The organism is Leifsonia sp. 1010 (genome assembly GCF_031455295.1).
Lineage (GTDB): Bacteria > Actinomycetota > Actinomycetes > Actinomycetales > Microbacteriaceae > Leifsonia.
The window spans coordinates 350,107-365,558 of record NZ_JAVDSL010000001.1; the positions used below are offsets into that span (position 1 = coordinate 350,107).

Below are 15,452 nucleotides of genomic sequence, written 5' to 3' on the forward strand. Positions count from 1 at the left end.
ACGGGGTAACGAAAGGAACGAGAACCATGGATGGAGCCCGACCGGTGCGCGCGGCGCGAGGCACGGAGCTCAGCGCCAAGAGCTGGCAGACCGAGGCCCCGCTGCGGATGCTGATGAACAACCTCGACCCGGAGGTCGCCGAGCGCCCGGACGACCTGGTCGTCTACGGCGGCACCGGCCGCGCGGCCCGCAGCTGGGAGGCGTTCGACGCGATCGTCCGCACCCTCCGCGACCTCGAGGCCGACGAGACGCTGCTGGTGCAGTCCGGCAAGCCGGTCGGCGTCTTCCGCACGCACGAGTGGGCTCCCCGAGTGCTGATCGCCAACTCCAATCTCGTCGGAGACTGGGCGACGTGGCCCGAGTTCCGCCGGCTGGAGGCCCTCGGCCTGACGATGTACGGCCAGATGACCGCCGGTTCGTGGATCTACATCGGCTCGCAGGGCATCCTCCAGGGCACGTACGAGACGTTCGGCGCGGTCGCGCGGAAGAGGTTCAAGGGCACGCTCGCCGGGACGCTCACGCTGACCGGCGGATGCGGCGGCATGGGCGGAGCGCAGCCGCTCGCGGTCACCATGAACGGCGGGGCGGTGCTCATCGTGGATGTGGACGGCACCCGCCTGCAGCGCCGCGTCGACCACGGCTACCTCGACGTCCTGGCGGACGATCTCGACGACGCGGTCGCGCAGGCACTGGCGGCCAAGGACGAGCGCCGCGCCCTTTCCGTCGGCGTGGTGGGGAACGCGGCGGAGGTCTTCCCCGAGCTGCTCCGCCGCGGCGTCCCGATCGACGTCGTGACCGACCAGACCAGCGCGCACGACCCGCTGAGCTACCTGCCCGTCGGCTACACCGTCGAGGAGTGGCGGGACCGCGCAGCCGCAGACCCCGAGGGCTTCACGGATGACGCCCGCCGGTCGATGGCCGCCCAGGTGGAGGCGATGGTCGGCTTCCAGGACGCCGGTGCCGAGGTCTTCGACTACGGCAACTCGATCCGCACGGAGGCCCAGCTGGGCGGCTACGAGCGCGCGTTCGACTTCCGCGGGTTCGTGCCCGCGTACATCCGGCCGCTCTTCGCCGAGGGCAAGGGACCGTTCCGGTGGGCCGCCCTCTCGGGCGACCCGGCCGACATCGCCGCGACGGACCGCGCGGTGCTCGACCTGTTCCCCGACGACGAGCACCTGCGCCGCTGGATCACCCAGGCGGGCGAGAAGGTGCACTTCGAGGGACTGCCCGCCCGGATCTGCTGGCTGGGATACAAGGAGCGACACCTGGCCGGCCTCCGGTTCAACGAGATGGTCGCCTCCGGTGAGCTGTCCGCGCCGGTCGTGATCGGACGCGACCACCTCGACTCCGGCTCGGTCGCCTCGCCGTACCGGGAGACGGAGTCGATGGCGGACGGCTCGGACGCGATCGCCGACTGGCCCCTCCTCAACGCGCTGCTCAACACGGCGTCCGGCGCTACCTGGGTGTCGCTCCACCACGGTGGCGGCGTCGGGATCGGCCGCAGCATCCATGCCGGACAGGTCGTCGTCGCCGACGGCACGCCCCTCGCCGCGGAGAAGATCGAGCGCGTGCTGACGAACGATCCGGGCACGGGCGTGATGCGGCATGTGGATGCGGGATACGAGCGAGCGGTCGAGGTCGCGGAGGAGCGCGGGCTGCGCATCCCGATGCGCGAAGGCCGATGACAGCCACCCTGGTCACCGGCATCGGTGAGCTGACGACATTCGATCCGGCACATCCCGGACCCCTCGGGCTGGTTCGCGATGCGGCTGTTCTCGCCGTCGACGGCCGGGTGGCTTGGACCGGACCCTCGGCCACAGCCCCCCGATCGGATGCGGACAGCGTCGTCGATGTCGAAGGCGCCGCGGTGATCCCGGGGTTCGTGGACTCGCACACCCACCTCGTCTTCGCCGGAGATCGCGCCGATGAGTTCGAGGCGCGCATGGCCGGGCGGCCGTATACCGCGGGCGGCATACGGTCCACAGTTGCGGCGACGCGCGCGGCGACGGATGACGAGCTGCGCTCCCGGCTGGCCCGGCTGGTCGCCGAGCTGCACGCGCAGGGAACGACCACGTTCGAGATCAAGAGCGGCTACGGGCTGACCGTCGCCGACGAGGAACGCCTGCTCCGGTTGGCGCGCGAAGTGACCGACGAGACCACCTTCCTCGGCGCGCACGTCGTCCCCGCCGAGTACGCCGACGACCCGGACGCCTACGTCGATCTCGTCACCGGCCCGATGCTCGATGCGTGCGCTCCGCACGCGCGGTGGATCGACGTCTTCTGCGAGACAGGCGCGTTCAGCGTCGAGCAGTCGGAGCGGATCCTGCGCGCGGGAGCGTCGCGCGGGCTGGGCGTGCGCATCCACGCCGCCCAGCTCTGCCCGGGAGACGGCGTCGCCCTCGCGGTGGAGCTGGATGCGGCGAGCGTCGACCACTGCACCTACCTCGCCGACGACGATGTGGAGCGGCTGGCCGCATCCCGGACCGTCGCGACGTTGCTGCCCGGCGTCGAGTTCTCGACGCGGCATCCCTACCCTTCCGGGCGTCGCCTGCTCGACGCCGGCGCGACCGTCGCGCTCGCGAGCGACTGCAACCCGGGGTCGTCGTTCACGTCGTCGATACCGTTCTGCATCGCCCTCGCCGTGCGCGAGCTCGGCCTGACGCCGGCCGAGGCATTGCAGGCGGCGACGCTCGGCGGCGCCGTCGCGCTCCGTCGCGACGACGTCGGGCACCTGCGCCCCGGAGCGCGGGCCGACCTGGCGGTCCTCCGTGCCCCGAGCCACATCCACCTCGCCTACCGTCCCGGCGTCCCCCTCATCGACCGCACCCTCCGCCTCTGACCCAAGCCAACAGCTCCTGAGTTTTTCGCACGATTCGGGCGCAGAGGGCCGAAAAACTCAGGAGCTGTTGGCTGGCAGCGCGGGATGGGTCAGCGGGAGGCGAGGCCGGCGGCGGCGTCGAGGACGAGGAGGGCCGCGAGGCGGACCGTCCGCTGGTCGGGGGCGTCGGCGGTCGCATCCACCTCCGCGATGTCGAGGGAACGGACCAGCGGGGATGCGCCGGCGAGCCGCGCGAAGCGGCGCAGCTCCCAGGCCGCGAGTCCCCCGGGGACGGACGCCGGGCATCCCGGGGCCACCGAGCGATCGCACACGTCGACGTCCAGATCGACGTGGATCGGACCGCCGCCCGCCCCAGCGATCTCCAGCGCCTCCGCCATGACGTCGTCCAGCGGGCGCGTGTGCAGCTCGTCGCGCGGGATCACCGTGATGCCGTAGCCCGCCGCGCGCTGCGCGTACGCGGCCGAGTTCGCGAAGTCGGCGATGCCGATCTGCACGATGCGCCGCCCGTCGAGCCCTGCCTCGATGAGCTCACGCACCGGAGAGCCGTTGGACGATCCGTCGCGCAGGTCGTGGTGGGCGTCGAGCGTGATCAGCCCCGCCGCCCCGAGGTCTTCACCGAACGATCCGAGCGCCGCCGGAACCGTGAGCGAGTTGTCGCCGCCCACCGCGACCGTCAGTCGCGACCGGGATGACGCCTCCGCCATCGCCGCACGCGCACGCTCCCGCCCTTCCTGGCGGTCGGGTGACGCGACGTCGCCGACGTCCGCGAAGCACAGCGCCCCGACGTCCGCTCCTGGCGCGAACGCCGAGTAGCGGCGCAACGCATCCCGCACGGCCGTCGGCGTCGCGCCCGCACCGGTCGGCGAGAGCGAGGTCTCCTGGGTCGGGATGCCGATCAGCGTCAGGTCCGCGCCGCCCGCTCCGAGCGGTGGCCAGTCACCCGCGCGCGGCCACAGGGGGTCGACGGAGAGTCCGTGTGCGCTCATACCCGCGACCCTAGCGACGGGCGGCGCAGATGCGGCGGCCGCGTCCGGCATGCCCGTCTGGGATACCGGACGCGGCCGTCGGATCAGACCTGCGTCCCTCCGGCCGGCCGGGTGAACACGGGAGGCTGAGGCGCGGAGGGCGCGCCCGTCCTGTCCGAACCCGACGGCCCGGTCGGACCATCCGTCAGCGGCGCACCGCCATCCCCGGCGCCACCATCCCCGGTCCCGTCGTCGCCCGAGCCACCGCCGGCCGCGGCCTTCGCCGCCTTCCGCGCCTCTTTCCGCTCCCGTCGCCCTTCGACCAGGTTGTACAGGGTCGGCAGCACGACGAGCGTCAGCACGGTCGAGGAGATGAGTCCGCCGATGACGACGATCGCGAGCGGCTGCGAGATGAAGCCGCCGTGTCCGGTCAGGCCGATCGCCATCGGGGTCAGCGCCGCGATCGTGGCGAGTGCCGTCATCAGGATGGGGCGAAGTCGTCGAGATGCACCGTGGGCCACCGCGTCCGCCACCGCGAGTCCGCGCCGTCGGTACTGGTTCACCAGGTCGATGAGCACGATCGCGTTGGTCACCACGATTCCGATCAGCATCAGCAGGCCGATCAGCGACGCGACGCCGAGCGGGATGCCCGAGGCGAGCTGGAGCAGGATGGCGCCGGTCGCCGCGAACGGCACCGAGACGAGCAGCAGCAGCGGCTGCCGCAGCGAGCGGAACGTCGCCACCATGACGATGTACACGATGAGGATGGCCGCCAGGAGCGCGAGCCCCAGCTGCTGGAAGGCGTCCGACTGGCTCGAGGAGACTCCGCCGATCTTGGCCGTCGCCCCCGCGGGCAGGTCCGCTGCCGTGAGCGCCGCGTTGACGTCGGCGTTCGCGGTGGTCAGGTTGTCCGTCGCCGGGGTGGCGCTCACGGACGCGGTCCGGAGCCCGCGCTGGGTGGTGACCGTCGCCGGGCCCTTGACCTCCTTCACGCTGGCGAGCGTGTCCAGCTGCACGATTCCCGCTGCCGTGGGGATGGGCAGCTGCGCGAGCCCGGCGACGGTCGTCGGCGGGTTGTCGCTCTGCAGGTAGATCTTCAGCGTGGTGTCGTCGATGGCGACGGATCCCGCCTGCGTGGGCTGGACGGCCTGCGACACGATCGTGCCGACAGCGACCTCGCTGAGCCCGGCCGCGGCGGCCTTCGAGCGGTCCACATCCACCGAGACGTAGGGCAGCGATGCGCTCAGGTTGTCGGTGACCTGCTTCAGCGACGACTTCTTCCGCAGCTCGGCGACCACCGAGTCCGTCGCCTTCTGCAGGTCGGCGTTGCTGCTGGCGGCGATGTCCACCTGGATGTCCGTCGAGCCGCCGAAACCGCTCGACGCCGAGAGGGTGATCTCTCCCTGGTCCTTGATGTCGGCCAGTTCGTCCTCGATGGTGTTCTGCAGCTTCTCCTGGTCGGCGTCCGGGTCGGTCGTGATGGAGAAGGTCGTCCCACCGCCGCCCCCGCCGGTGAACGCGTCCCGCAGCGACGAGCCGCTGGAGCCGATGGAGACCTGGACGGTCTCGACGCCGTCGGTGCCGAGCAGCTTCTTCTCGACTACCTTGGCCGCGTCGTCCTTCGACTGGAGGCTCGCCCCGGGGTCGAGGGTCTGCGTGACGGTGAGGGAGTTCTGCCCGCTCGACCCGAGGAAGTTCGTCTTCAGCAACGGCACCGTGAGGAGCGTGAGGACGAGCACGAGGACCGCCGCGGTGATGGTCAGCCCCGAGCGCTTGAGCGTCCAGCGGATGATGGGCAGGTAGCCGGCCTGGAGCCGTGATGGATGCTCGAGCTCGTCGATGCCGGATGCTGCAGCCTCCTCCACCGACAGAGCGGCAGCCTCGACCTCGGGGCCGCCCTCGTGCTTGTGCGCCTTCGGAGCCCGGAGGAACCAGTACGCGAGCACCGGCACGATCGTCAGGGCGACGAGCAGCGACGACAGCAGCGCGATCGTGACGGTCAGGGCGAAGGGCCGGAACAGCTCGCCGGTCACATCCCCCACGAACGCGAGCGGCAGGAACACCGCGACGGTCGTGATCGTGGATGCGGTGATCGCCCCCGCGACCTCGCGCACGGCGCGCACGATGGTCACCGCGCGGTCTGCGCCCGGCACCAGCTGCCGTTTGATGTTCTCGATCACCACGATGGAGTCGTCCACCACGCGCCCGATCGCGATCGTCAGAGCGCCCAGCGTGATGATGTTGAGCGTGTAGCCGGTCGCCCACATGACGATGAACGTGATCAGCACGCTGGTCGGGATGGAGATGGCCGTCACGAGCGTCGACCGCACGGACAGCAGGAACACCAGGATGACGATGACCGCCATCGCAAGACCGAGCAGCCCCTCCTCGGTGAGCGAGTTGATCGACTGCGTGATGAACGGCGCCTGGTCGAAGACGACGGTGATCTTCGTACCGGAGCCGAGCTTCTTCTCCAGGCTCGGGATGAGGTCGTTGACCGCATGCGAGACCTCGACGGTGTTGGCGGAGGGCAGCTTGGTGACCGCGATCGTCAGGGCGGGCTTGCCATCGACGCGCGAGAGCGACGTGGTGGGATCGTCCGTCTCGGCGACGGTCGCGACGTCGCCGATCGTCGGCGGCGTGTTCGGGTAGGCGACGTCTGCGGCGGCACCGGTCGCACCAGCAGCGCCTGCTCCCGCCGCACCGCCGGCGCTCGCACCGCCGGCGCCCGCGCGGTCCTGCGCCGTCACCGTCCGGATCAGCGGCAGCCCGGCGATGTCCTCCACCGACGACAGCTGCGTCCCCGACTGGACCGACAGCGTCTGCCCGTTCTCGGTGATGTCGCCGCCCGGGATGAGCACGCCGTTCTGCTGCAGCGCATCCTTGATCGCCGACGACGAGACGCCGGCGGCGGCGAGCTTCGCCGGGTCCGGGGTGATCGCGATGCGGCGGCCGATCTCGCCGACCAGCTGCGCGTCGTTGACGCCCTTCACATCCTTGACGTCCGGGAGCACGAGCTTCGTGATGTCGTCGCCGAGGGCACGCTGGTCGTCACCGCCGGTGACCGCGAGCTGGATGACGGGCAGATCGTCGATGCTGCCCGAGAGGACCTGCGGTTCGACGCCCGACGGCAGGGTCGACTTGATGCGGTTGACAGCCTGGTCGATCTTCTGCTCGGCGGTGGCGAGGTCCGTCCCGTAGGTGAACTTCGCGGTGATGATGGACTGGTTCGTGCTGCTGACCGCGCTCGTGCTGTCGAGGTCGGGAACGCCCTGGATCGCGGCCTCGACCGGCGTGCTGACGTCGTTGTTCCCGACCTCCGGCGATGCGCCCGGGTAGCTGGAGAGCACCACCAGCTGCGGGAACGAGATCGACGGCGCGAGCTCCTGCTTGAGGTTGGTCAGGGCGAGTCCGCCGAAGACCGCGGCGACGATCGTGACGAGCGCGATCAGGGCACGGTTCTTCATGCTCAGGACGGCGAGGAAGTGCACAGGTTTCCCCTCGGGGACGACGGTTTCAGGACCGCGCCGACGCTGGCGCAGGGGAAGTATGACATCACAGGGTGGGCGGTATCTTCATGCCTGGGTACGACATCCCGCTACTCCGCCGGGAGTGCGCGGCGGCCGCCGCCCGCCCGGGTCAGACCACGCTGGGGAGCGCGCCGGAGTCGAAGTACGGGACGGGCTCGTTCGCGGCGACCGCCCACGCCCGGGTGAGGGCGGCGAACGCGCGGTCGTACTCCTCCCGGGTGTACGTGATCGGGATGCGGAGGAAACGCTCGAAGGCGCCGTCGATGCCGAACCGCGGGCCCGCGGCGATCAGCAGTCCGTGGCTGCGCGCCGCCAGGGCGAGCGCCGAGCTGACCGGCGCGCCGATCCCCACCCAGGCGGTCAGGCCTCCGTGCTGGACCGGCATCGTCCAGTCGGGGAAGGTCTCCGCGACCAGCCGGCGGACGTTGTCGCGCCCTTGGCGGAGCTGCTCGCGCCGCTCCTCCATGATCTCCGGGAGCTGCGGGATCATCCGCGCGACGACCAGCTGCTCGATCACCGGCGTGCCGAGGTCGGTGGCCGGCTTCGCGGCGATCAGGCGCTGGATGTGCGAGCGCTCGGCGCGGATCCAGCCGATCCGCAGGCCGCCCCACAGGGTCTTGCTGGCCGACCCGATCATGATCACCGGGGCGCCGGCGGCCGCGGAGTCGGCATAGGTCGGCATCGGCAGGAACTCGCCGATCCGGTCGATGTCGAGCTCTGCCGTGGTCTCGTCGGCGACCACGATCGCCCCGTGGCCCGCGGCGGCCGCGAGCACCCGTTCCCGCGTCTCGGGCGACATGGTGGCGCCCGTCGGGTTGTGGAAGTCGGGGATGAGGTACGCGAGCGCGGGATTGGCGCGGCGGAACGTCTGCTCGATCGCCTCCACGTCCCAGCCGTCGGGCTCGTCGCCGATGCGGTGCGGCCCTGACTCCGGCGCGGTGACGGTGATCGGCACCAGCCGTGCGCCGGCCAGGCGGATGGCCTCGATGGCGTGCGGGTAGGTCGGCACCTCGATGACGACGCGGTCTCCACGGCCCAGGAACGTGCGGGCGATGAGGGCGATGGCCTGCTGCGCACCCACGGTCACCAGGATCTGGTCCGGCGTGGTGGGAAGGCCGCGGCTGGTGTAGCGGGCGGCGATCTCGGCGCGCAGGTGCGGCAGTCCGACCGGGTCGTAGCCCGGATCGGACAGGAAGTGGGGCAGCTCCTCCGCGGCGGCACGGGCCGCGGCTGCAAGCGTCGACGCGGCCGGGAGGGACGCCTTGGTGAAGTCGAGCATGCCCTCGCCGCCCACCGCGGGCAGAGGAAGGGCCGGGCCGGGGAGGCGCGCGACGCTCCCGGAGCCCCGGACGCTGTCGATGAAGCCGGCCTCGCGCAGCTGGCGGTAGGCGGCAGCGACCGTGGTGCGGCTCAACTCCAGCTTGCCCGCGAGGTCGCGCTCGGCGGGAAGGCGGGTGCCGATCGGGATGCGGCCGTCCAGCACGAGGAGCCGGATGCGGTCGGCGAGGGCCTGGTAACTGGCGCCTGCCGTCCGCCACGCTCCGAGGAGGTGCTCCAGCGAGCGAGCGGTGAGTTGCGCATCCGACATGCAGGCCACTTTAGTCGAATTGGCATCTTGTTGCGAGTCCAATCGTTGCGATTGGATTGTGCCCATGGCCGCCCCACTTCTCCTCACCCGCCGCCTTGTGCAGCTGCTGATCGGACTCTTCCTCTACGGGATCGCGATCGCGCTCATGGTGCGCGCCGGGATCGGCCTGTCGCCGTGGGACGTCCTCGCGCAGGGCCTCTCGCTCAAGACCGGCATCCCGTTCGGCTTCATCACCAACATCGTCGGGCTCGTGGTGCTGGCGTTCTGGATCCCACTGCGTCAGCGCCCGGGTCTCGGCACGGTCCTCAACGTGCTGCTTGTCGGCCCGAGCGCCCAGCTGGGCCTCGACCTGCTGCCGCAGCAGACGGAGCTGTGGGCGCAGGTGCTGTTCTTCGTGGCCGGCCTCCTTCTGCTCGCCGTGGCCACTGGGCTGTACATCGGCCCCCGCCTCGGCCCCGGCCCGCGCGACGGGCTGATGACCGGCCTGCACGCCCGCACCGGCCGGCCGATCTGGATGGTGCGGACCGCCATCGAGGTGACCGTACTGGTCATCGGGTGGGCGCTCGGGGGGAACGTCGGAGTGGGGACGCTCGCGTTCGCGCTCCTGGTCGGCCCGCTGTGCAGCCTCACCCTCCCCTTCTTCGCGATCCGCCTGCCGCAGGACGCTGCAACGGCTGCGGCACGGCTGGAGAGCGAACTCGAGGGAACGGCCGAGCAGTCGGCCGGCCTCGAGGAGGAGCAGGGTGCCGTCCGTTTCGACGTGCGCGACGGCATCCTGCTCGAATCCGACCGGGCGGCGCACGATCGCGCGTCCCGGGCCGACGACCCCCTCGTGCACGGGCCGCAGCCCGACCGCGCGCCGCGCGCTCCGCGCGCACCGCGGCCTGCCCGCCCGTCGCGCCAGATCGCCGCCCACTGGCTGGACGACCGCATCATGGGCCGCCCGCGCCACCCCTGACGGCTGATCCGGCACGCTCAAGCCAACAGCTCCTGAGTTTTTCACCCTTTTCGGGCCGAATTGGGCGAAAAACTCAGGAGCTGATTGTTTGGGGCGAGGGCTCGGGTTAGGCGAGGTGGGCGGCGGCGTAGACGCGGAGGGCGTCGCGCACGAAGGCGGCGCCCTCGGTGCCGCCGTAGTTCGCGGCGAACCGCTCGTCGGCGACGTACATCTCACCGAGGCCGGTCAGGTACGCGGCCGTCGGCGCGCCGGTGCCGTAGCCCGGCGTTCCCGGGATGCCGGCCAGCCACTCGGCGTGACGCTTCGCGAGCGCCTGCGCCTCGTCCGACTCCGGTGCGACGCCGGCGGCCGCGGCGGCCTGCCAATCGGCCGCGAGCCGTGCCTGCCGAGCCTGCCATTCGGCACGCTCCTCCGCGGTCTTGCTGCGCCACCAGCGGTCCGACGCCGCGTAGGCGTCCTTCCCCCAGCGCTGCTCGACCTCTTCCTTGTACTGGGTGTGATCGAATCCGTCGAACATCTGCTCGGCCACGATCTCCTCTCCTTCCTCCACTGCGTGGATCGTCGACTCGACCGACGCGATCTGCCGCGCCAGCCGTTCCCGCTCCGCCTGCAACCACGCAAGGTGGTCACGCAGCGCGGGCACCGCATCCGTGCGGTCGTCGAGCACGCGGCCGACGGCGTCGAGGCCGAGGCCGAGCTCCCGGAGAAGCAGGATGCGCTGCAGCCGCACGAGGGAGTCGCGGTCGTAGTACCGGTAGCCGTTGCCGCCGACGCGGCTCGGCTTCAGCAGCCCGATGGCGTCGTAGTGGCGCAGCGTCCGGCTGGTGGTGCCGGCGATCCGCGCGATGTCCTGGATGGACCAGTCCATGTCTTCCTCCTTCCGTGCGGTGCGTCATCCACGCTAGGAGTTGACGTTACGTCAAGGTCAAGCGGCCCGGCTGCAGTGTTCGCGTGCGCAGCATCCGTTCGACCACCCGCGTCGCCCCCGGCATCCTGTTCGTCGAGGGTCCGCTCTCGAACTGGACCGTGTTCCACGGCGATGGAGCGGTCGAGCTCGTCGACTGCGGGTACCCGGCCGACCGCCCGCTCGTCGAGGAGTCGATCCGTCTCGCGGGCGCCGACCCGGCCGACCTGACGCGCATCCTGATCACGCACGGACACTCCGACCACCTCGGGGCGAGCGCGCAGTTCGCCGCCGAGCGCGGTGTGATCGTCGCGGCGGCACCGGCCGAGCTGCCGAACGTCCGGCGCGACATCACCGAGCAGGTGACGATCGCCGACCTGCTTCCTTCCGCGCTGAAGCACGGCACCGTCCGCTGGGCGATCGCCGCCGTGCGCGCGGGCGGGCTCGGCGACGTCGGAGTGAAGGACGCCGTCGCGCTGGAGGGAGACGAGGTCACCCTGAGCACAGGGCACATCCTCCAGCTCGTCGCCGCTCCCGGCCACACGACGGGAAGCGTGTGCTTCTTCGAGCCGTCGTCGCGCGGGCTGCTGACCGGCGACGCGATCGTGACCGGACACCCGCTGTTGCGCGAGAGCGGCGAGCTGCAGCAGCTGCCCGCGTTCTTCCAGCACGACGCCGACGAGGCCGCGCTCAGTGCGCGCCGGCTGGTGCTGTGCGACGCGGAGGTGGTGCTGCCCGGCCACGGACCGCTGATCGCGTTCCCGGCGAGCGCGCGGCCCTGAGGCGCGGCCGGCTCAGCGCTTGGCGCGCGCCGGCACCTTCTTCTGAGGCGTCCCGGCGCCCGCGGCGGTCGCGGCAGGCTCCTGACCGCCCTCGGGCTGCGGCTCCGGGATCGTCGCAGCCACAGCCTCGGCACTCTCCTGCGGCTCCCCGATGGTGATCGGCACGGGGTGGATGTGGATGCGCGTGTGCGCCTTGGAGGCGGGAACGAGCGGCCGGCGTGCGACCGGGCGCACCGGCTCGCCGCGACGGTCCTGGCCGGGGAGCGGGCGCGAGCGTCGGCCGTAGATGAGGGACGACGAGTCGAGCAGCCACGGGACGAGTGCGACGGTGACGCCGTGACACAGCATGAGCTGCTTGCTGATGCGCCGCGCGCGGTGGTTGTGCAGCAACGCCTCCCACCAGTGGCCGACGATGTACTGCGGCAGGTAGACGGTCACGACCTCGGAGCCGTGCTCCTCGCGCCGGTGCTTGAGGTACTTGATGAGCGGGACGCCGAACTCGCGATACGGCGACTCGATGATGGTCAGGGGAACGTGGATGTTCTGCTCGACCCACTGCCGCTGCAGCTTCTGCGTGGCCTCCTCGTCGATGGAGACGTGCACCGCTTCGATCGAGTCGTGCCGCGCGGCGATCGCGTAGTCGAGCGCCTTCAGCGCCGGCTTCTGCATCTTGCCGATGAGGACGATGGCGTGGTCGCCGACGCTGCCGAACGTCGTCACCGGGTCGACCTCGACCTCTTTCTCGACGTCGCGGTAGTAGCGGTTCACGCCGAGCATGAGGAACCACAGGATCGGCATGAAGATGAAGACGAGGTACGCGCCGTGCGTGAACTTCGTGATCGTGACGACGATGAGCACGATCGCGGTCAGGCAGGCACCGAACGCGTTGATGCAGAGCGAGCGGATGATGCCGGTGCGTTCTCGGCCGGTCTGGCCTCCCGACCGCAGCAGCGTGATCCAGTGCTTCACCATCCCGGACTGACCGAGGGTGAAGGAGACGAAGACGCCGATGATGTACAGCTGGATGAGCTGGGTCAGGTTCGCCTGGTAGACGACCAGCAGGACCGTGGCGGCCAGCGCCAGGATGATCATGCCGTTCGAGTACACGAGGCGGTCGCCGCGGGTGTTGAGCGCCTTGGGCGCGTACGAGTCGCGCGCAAGCACGGAGCCGAGCAGCGGGAAGCCGTTGAAGGCGGTGTTGGCGGCGAGCAGCAGCACCACCGCCGTCGCTGCCTGAACGAGGAAGAAGAAGAACGTGTTGTTGCCGAAGGTCGCGGCGGCGATCTGGGCGATGAGGCTGCGCTGGGGTTGGGTGGCGCACTGCGCCCATCCCTGCAGGTCGCAGGGGTTCTCCGCGTAGTGCACGCCGCTGATGAGCGCGGTGGCGGTCAGGCCGGCGAACAGCGTGATCGCGATGCCGCCCATGAGGCCCAGGGTGACGCGCGCGTTGCGGATCTTCGGAGTGCGGAACGCGGGCACGCCGTTGGCCACCGCCTCCACACCGGTCAGGGCCGAACATCCACTCGAGAAGGCGCGCAGCAGGAGCAGCACGACAGCCGCCTGCGTGAGGGAGTCGGAGTGCACCTGGTAGCCCGCGGACTCGGCCACCGGGGCGTCGCCGAAGACCGTTCGGACGAGGGCCGTCACGATCATCAGGACGATGCTGCCGATGAAGATGTAGGTCGGCAGCGCGAACGCCTTCGACGACTCCCGCACGCCGCGGAGGTTGATGGCGGCGATGATGACGACGCAGAGGATGGCCAGCTCGACGCGCCAGGGCGCAAGGAAGGGCAGGGCCGAGATGACGTTGTCGACGCCGGATGCGACCGACACGGCGACGGTGAGCACGTAGTCCACGAGGAGCGCGGAGGCGACGATCAGGCCGGCCTTCTCGCCGAGGTTCTTGTGGGCGACCTCATAGTCGCCGCCGCCCGACGGGTAGGCCTTCACCAGCTGGCGATAGCTGAGCACGACCGTGATGAGCAGTACGACTACGGCCGCGGCGACCCACGGCGCGAACGTCAGGAAGGCGAGACCGCCGAGCAGCAGGATCATCAGGAGTTCCTGCGGGGCGTACGCGACACTCGACAGCGCGTCGGAGGCGAAGATGGGTAGCGCGAGGTGCTTCGGGAGCAGCTGCCCTTCGAGCTTTTCGCTCGGAAGCGGGTCGCCGATCAACCAGCGCTTCGGGGATCTCCCCTCATTTGTCACGAGTGGCGAGCATACTCGCTGGCAATCCACTGTCAAGTCGGCGCGTCGGGGCCTTCGAACCCTGTCGTTCTGCAAAGACTGGGGGCTGCTCCTCGAGGGGGCGTTCCCCCGCGGATTGACGCGGGAGAACGACCCGAAGAGGTCTCACTGGGAGCCGGATGAGCATTTACTGACTCTTTCCCAAAGCCAGGATGGGCCCTCAGCGTCGGCCGATCGCCTCGACGAGCACGCGCCGGACGCGGTCCAGCTCGTCCTTGAGAAGCGGGACGATGTCCGCTGGGAGGGCGCCGCGAGCGGCCTGATAGCGGAGGTCCGTTCGGAGCTGCTGACGGAACTCGTTGAGCGCCGCCTCGGCTTCGCGTGCGGCGGCGTTGCCCGCTGCGCGCGCATCCCTCCCCGCATCGCGCGCTTCCTGACGCGGGTCGACCCGCGAGCTGTTGCGCTTCGCCTCGCGAGCCGCGGAAGCGAGCTCCGCACGCAGCGTGCGCATCGCGTCGTTCACGCCGGCGCGCACCTCGTCGGCCAGACGGCGCACCGAGTCGGTGACCTCCTCTTCGATCGCATCCAGTTCCGGTCGGCGGGCCTCGAGCTCGGCCCGGCCGGCGTCGGTGATCTCGTACACCGTCTTCCGGCCCTCGGTGGCCTTGGTGACCAGGCCCTCCTCCTCCAGCTTCGCCAACCGGGGGTAGATGGTGCCGGCGCTCGGGCTGTACGTGCCGCCGAAGCGCTCGGTCAGCGCCTGGATGAGCTCGTAGCCGTGTCGCGGCGCCTCATCCAGCAGGCTCAGCAGATACAGCCGGAGGCTCCCGTGCGAGAAGACGGGAGTCACGCCGACGCCTCCGCGCCCTGCTCGGCGGCAGCGCTGCGGAGCACCGCGGCGTCGCCGGAGACCGAATTGATGCTGATCTCGACCCACGTGCCGTCGAGCGTGCCGGCCGTGCCGGTGTAGCCCCTTCCCATGCCGCCGACCACGGTCATGTTGTCGAGCTGCACCTTTCCGGACACCGTGTTGACGCGGTAGCGCGCGCCGACGGCCTCCGGGATGCGGATCGTGGTGTCGCCGGAGACGGTATTGATGGCGATGTCGTCCGGGGTGCCCGTGACATCGAGCATCACGTCTCCGGAGACGCCGTCGGACGAGAAGCGCCGGATGGCGCCGGTCGCGGTCACGTCGCCCGAGACGGTGTGAGCGCTGATGCGGCCCCGGTGGTCGCGGACGGACAGCTCGCCGCTGACCGAGTTGAGCTCGATGTCGCCGCTGAGGCCGTCGGCGACCACGTCGCCCGAGACGGTGCTCAGGCGGGCGTCCGTGTTGAGGCCCGAGACCAGCGCTGCCGCCGAGACCACACCGAACTTGAGCTCGACATCGCGCGGCACGAGCACGCTGACGTCGGCGCGGGCGCTCGAGCGCATCGACTTGAAGACCTCGATGAAGTTGTCCCACCGCAGCTGCGGGTGGTCGATCTCGAGGCGGTCGCCGTCGACGACGATCTTCAGGTCACGGCCGGTGACCGAGTGGACCTCGATACGCGCTCCCGGCTCGTCGTGACCGACGATGTCGATCTGGCCGCCGATGAAGCCCACCTTGAGGGCGCGGACGACCTCGATGTCGATCGTGCGGCTCTCGCCCGGCTGGATCAGCCACTTCTCCTGTGCCATGCTTCCTGCTCCTTCT

The 15,452-nt window shown here is 70.6% G+C and carries 11 protein-coding genes; 4 read left to right on the forward strand and 7 right to left on the reverse strand.

Annotated features, from left to right (window positions below):
• Positions 1-26 precede the first annotated feature (26 nt).
• Both hutU and hutI read left to right on the forward strand, forming a co-directional pair.
• A complete protein-coding gene (gene hutU, locus J2Y42_RS01685; RefSeq protein ID WP_309854293.1) occupies positions 27-1,685 on the forward strand; it encodes a urocanate hydratase in 1,659 nt (552 codons plus the stop codon).
• On the forward strand, positions 1,682-2,839 hold the full coding sequence (gene hutI, locus J2Y42_RS01690) for an imidazolonepropionase (protein WP_309854296.1): 1,158 nt from the start codon (positions 1,682-1,684) through the stop codon (positions 2,837-2,839). The genes hutU and hutI overlap by 4 nt, the downstream gene beginning before the upstream one ends.
• 89 nt (positions 2,840-2,928) lie before the next feature.
• Here hutI and J2Y42_RS01695 read toward each other — a convergent pair whose 3' ends face one another.
• From J2Y42_RS01695 to J2Y42_RS01705, 3 genes are all read right to left on the reverse strand, one after another.
• Positions 2,929-3,825: an arginase family protein gene (locus tag J2Y42_RS01695; protein WP_309854299.1), complete on the reverse strand. Its 897-nt coding sequence runs from the start codon at positions 3,823-3,825 to the stop codon at positions 2,929-2,931.
• Positions 3,826-3,908: 83 nt separating this feature from the next.
• Entirely contained in the window at positions 3,909-7,295 is a 3,387-nt protein-coding gene (locus J2Y42_RS01700) for an efflux RND transporter permease subunit (RefSeq protein WP_309854304.1), read from the reverse strand.
• A 148-nt stretch (positions 7,296-7,443) separates the two neighbouring features.
• Positions 7,444-8,922, reverse strand: coding sequence for a PLP-dependent aminotransferase family protein (locus J2Y42_RS01705; protein WP_309854307.1), 1,479 nt, complete (start codon positions 8,920-8,922; stop codon positions 7,444-7,446).
• A 64-nt stretch (positions 8,923-8,986) separates the two neighbouring features.
• On the opposite strand from J2Y42_RS01705, the gene J2Y42_RS01710 reads away from it, so the two are divergent.
• Complete coding sequence (locus J2Y42_RS01710) at positions 8,987-9,880, forward strand: membrane protein (RefSeq protein WP_309854309.1); 894 nt, start codon at positions 8,987-8,989, stop codon at positions 9,878-9,880.
• 106 nt (positions 9,881-9,986) lie between these two features.
• Here the strand turns inward: J2Y42_RS01710 and J2Y42_RS01715 are convergent, their stop codons facing one another.
• Positions 9,987-10,748 (reverse strand): MerR family transcriptional regulator, encoded by a 762-nt coding sequence (locus tag J2Y42_RS01715; protein ID WP_309854312.1) that lies wholly within the window; start codon positions 10,746-10,748, stop codon positions 9,987-9,989.
• A gap of 83 nt (positions 10,749-10,831) precedes the next feature.
• Here J2Y42_RS01715 and J2Y42_RS01720 point away from each other — a divergent pair, with 83 nt between their 5' ends.
• Positions 10,832-11,566 carry an MBL fold metallo-hydrolase gene (locus J2Y42_RS01720; RefSeq protein ID WP_309854315.1) on the forward strand — a complete coding sequence of 245 codons (735 nt, stop codon included), beginning with the start codon at positions 10,832-10,834 and terminating at the stop codon, positions 11,564-11,566.
• A 12-nt stretch (positions 11,567-11,578) separates the two neighbouring features.
• Here J2Y42_RS01720 and J2Y42_RS01725 read toward each other — a convergent pair whose 3' ends face one another.
• The 3 genes from J2Y42_RS01725 to J2Y42_RS01735 all read right to left on the reverse strand — a co-directional run bounded on the left by J2Y42_RS01725 (position 11,579) and on the right by J2Y42_RS01735 (position 15,436).
• Positions 11,579-13,744 carry an APC family permease gene (locus J2Y42_RS01725; RefSeq protein WP_309857989.1) on the reverse strand — a complete coding sequence of 722 codons (2,166 nt, stop codon included), beginning with the start codon at positions 13,742-13,744 and terminating at the stop codon, positions 11,579-11,581.
• A gap of 232 nt (positions 13,745-13,976) precedes the next feature.
• Positions 13,977-14,606 (reverse strand): PadR family transcriptional regulator, encoded by a 630-nt coding sequence (locus tag J2Y42_RS01730; protein WP_309854318.1) that lies wholly within the window; start codon positions 14,604-14,606, stop codon positions 13,977-13,979.
• Complete coding sequence (locus tag J2Y42_RS01735) at positions 14,603-15,436, reverse strand: DUF4097 family beta strand repeat-containing protein (RefSeq protein ID WP_309854320.1); 834 nt, start codon at positions 15,434-15,436, stop codon at positions 14,603-14,605. Before J2Y42_RS01735 ends, J2Y42_RS01730 begins: the two co-directional genes overlap by 4 nt.
• Positions 15,437-15,452 lie beyond the last annotated feature (16 nt).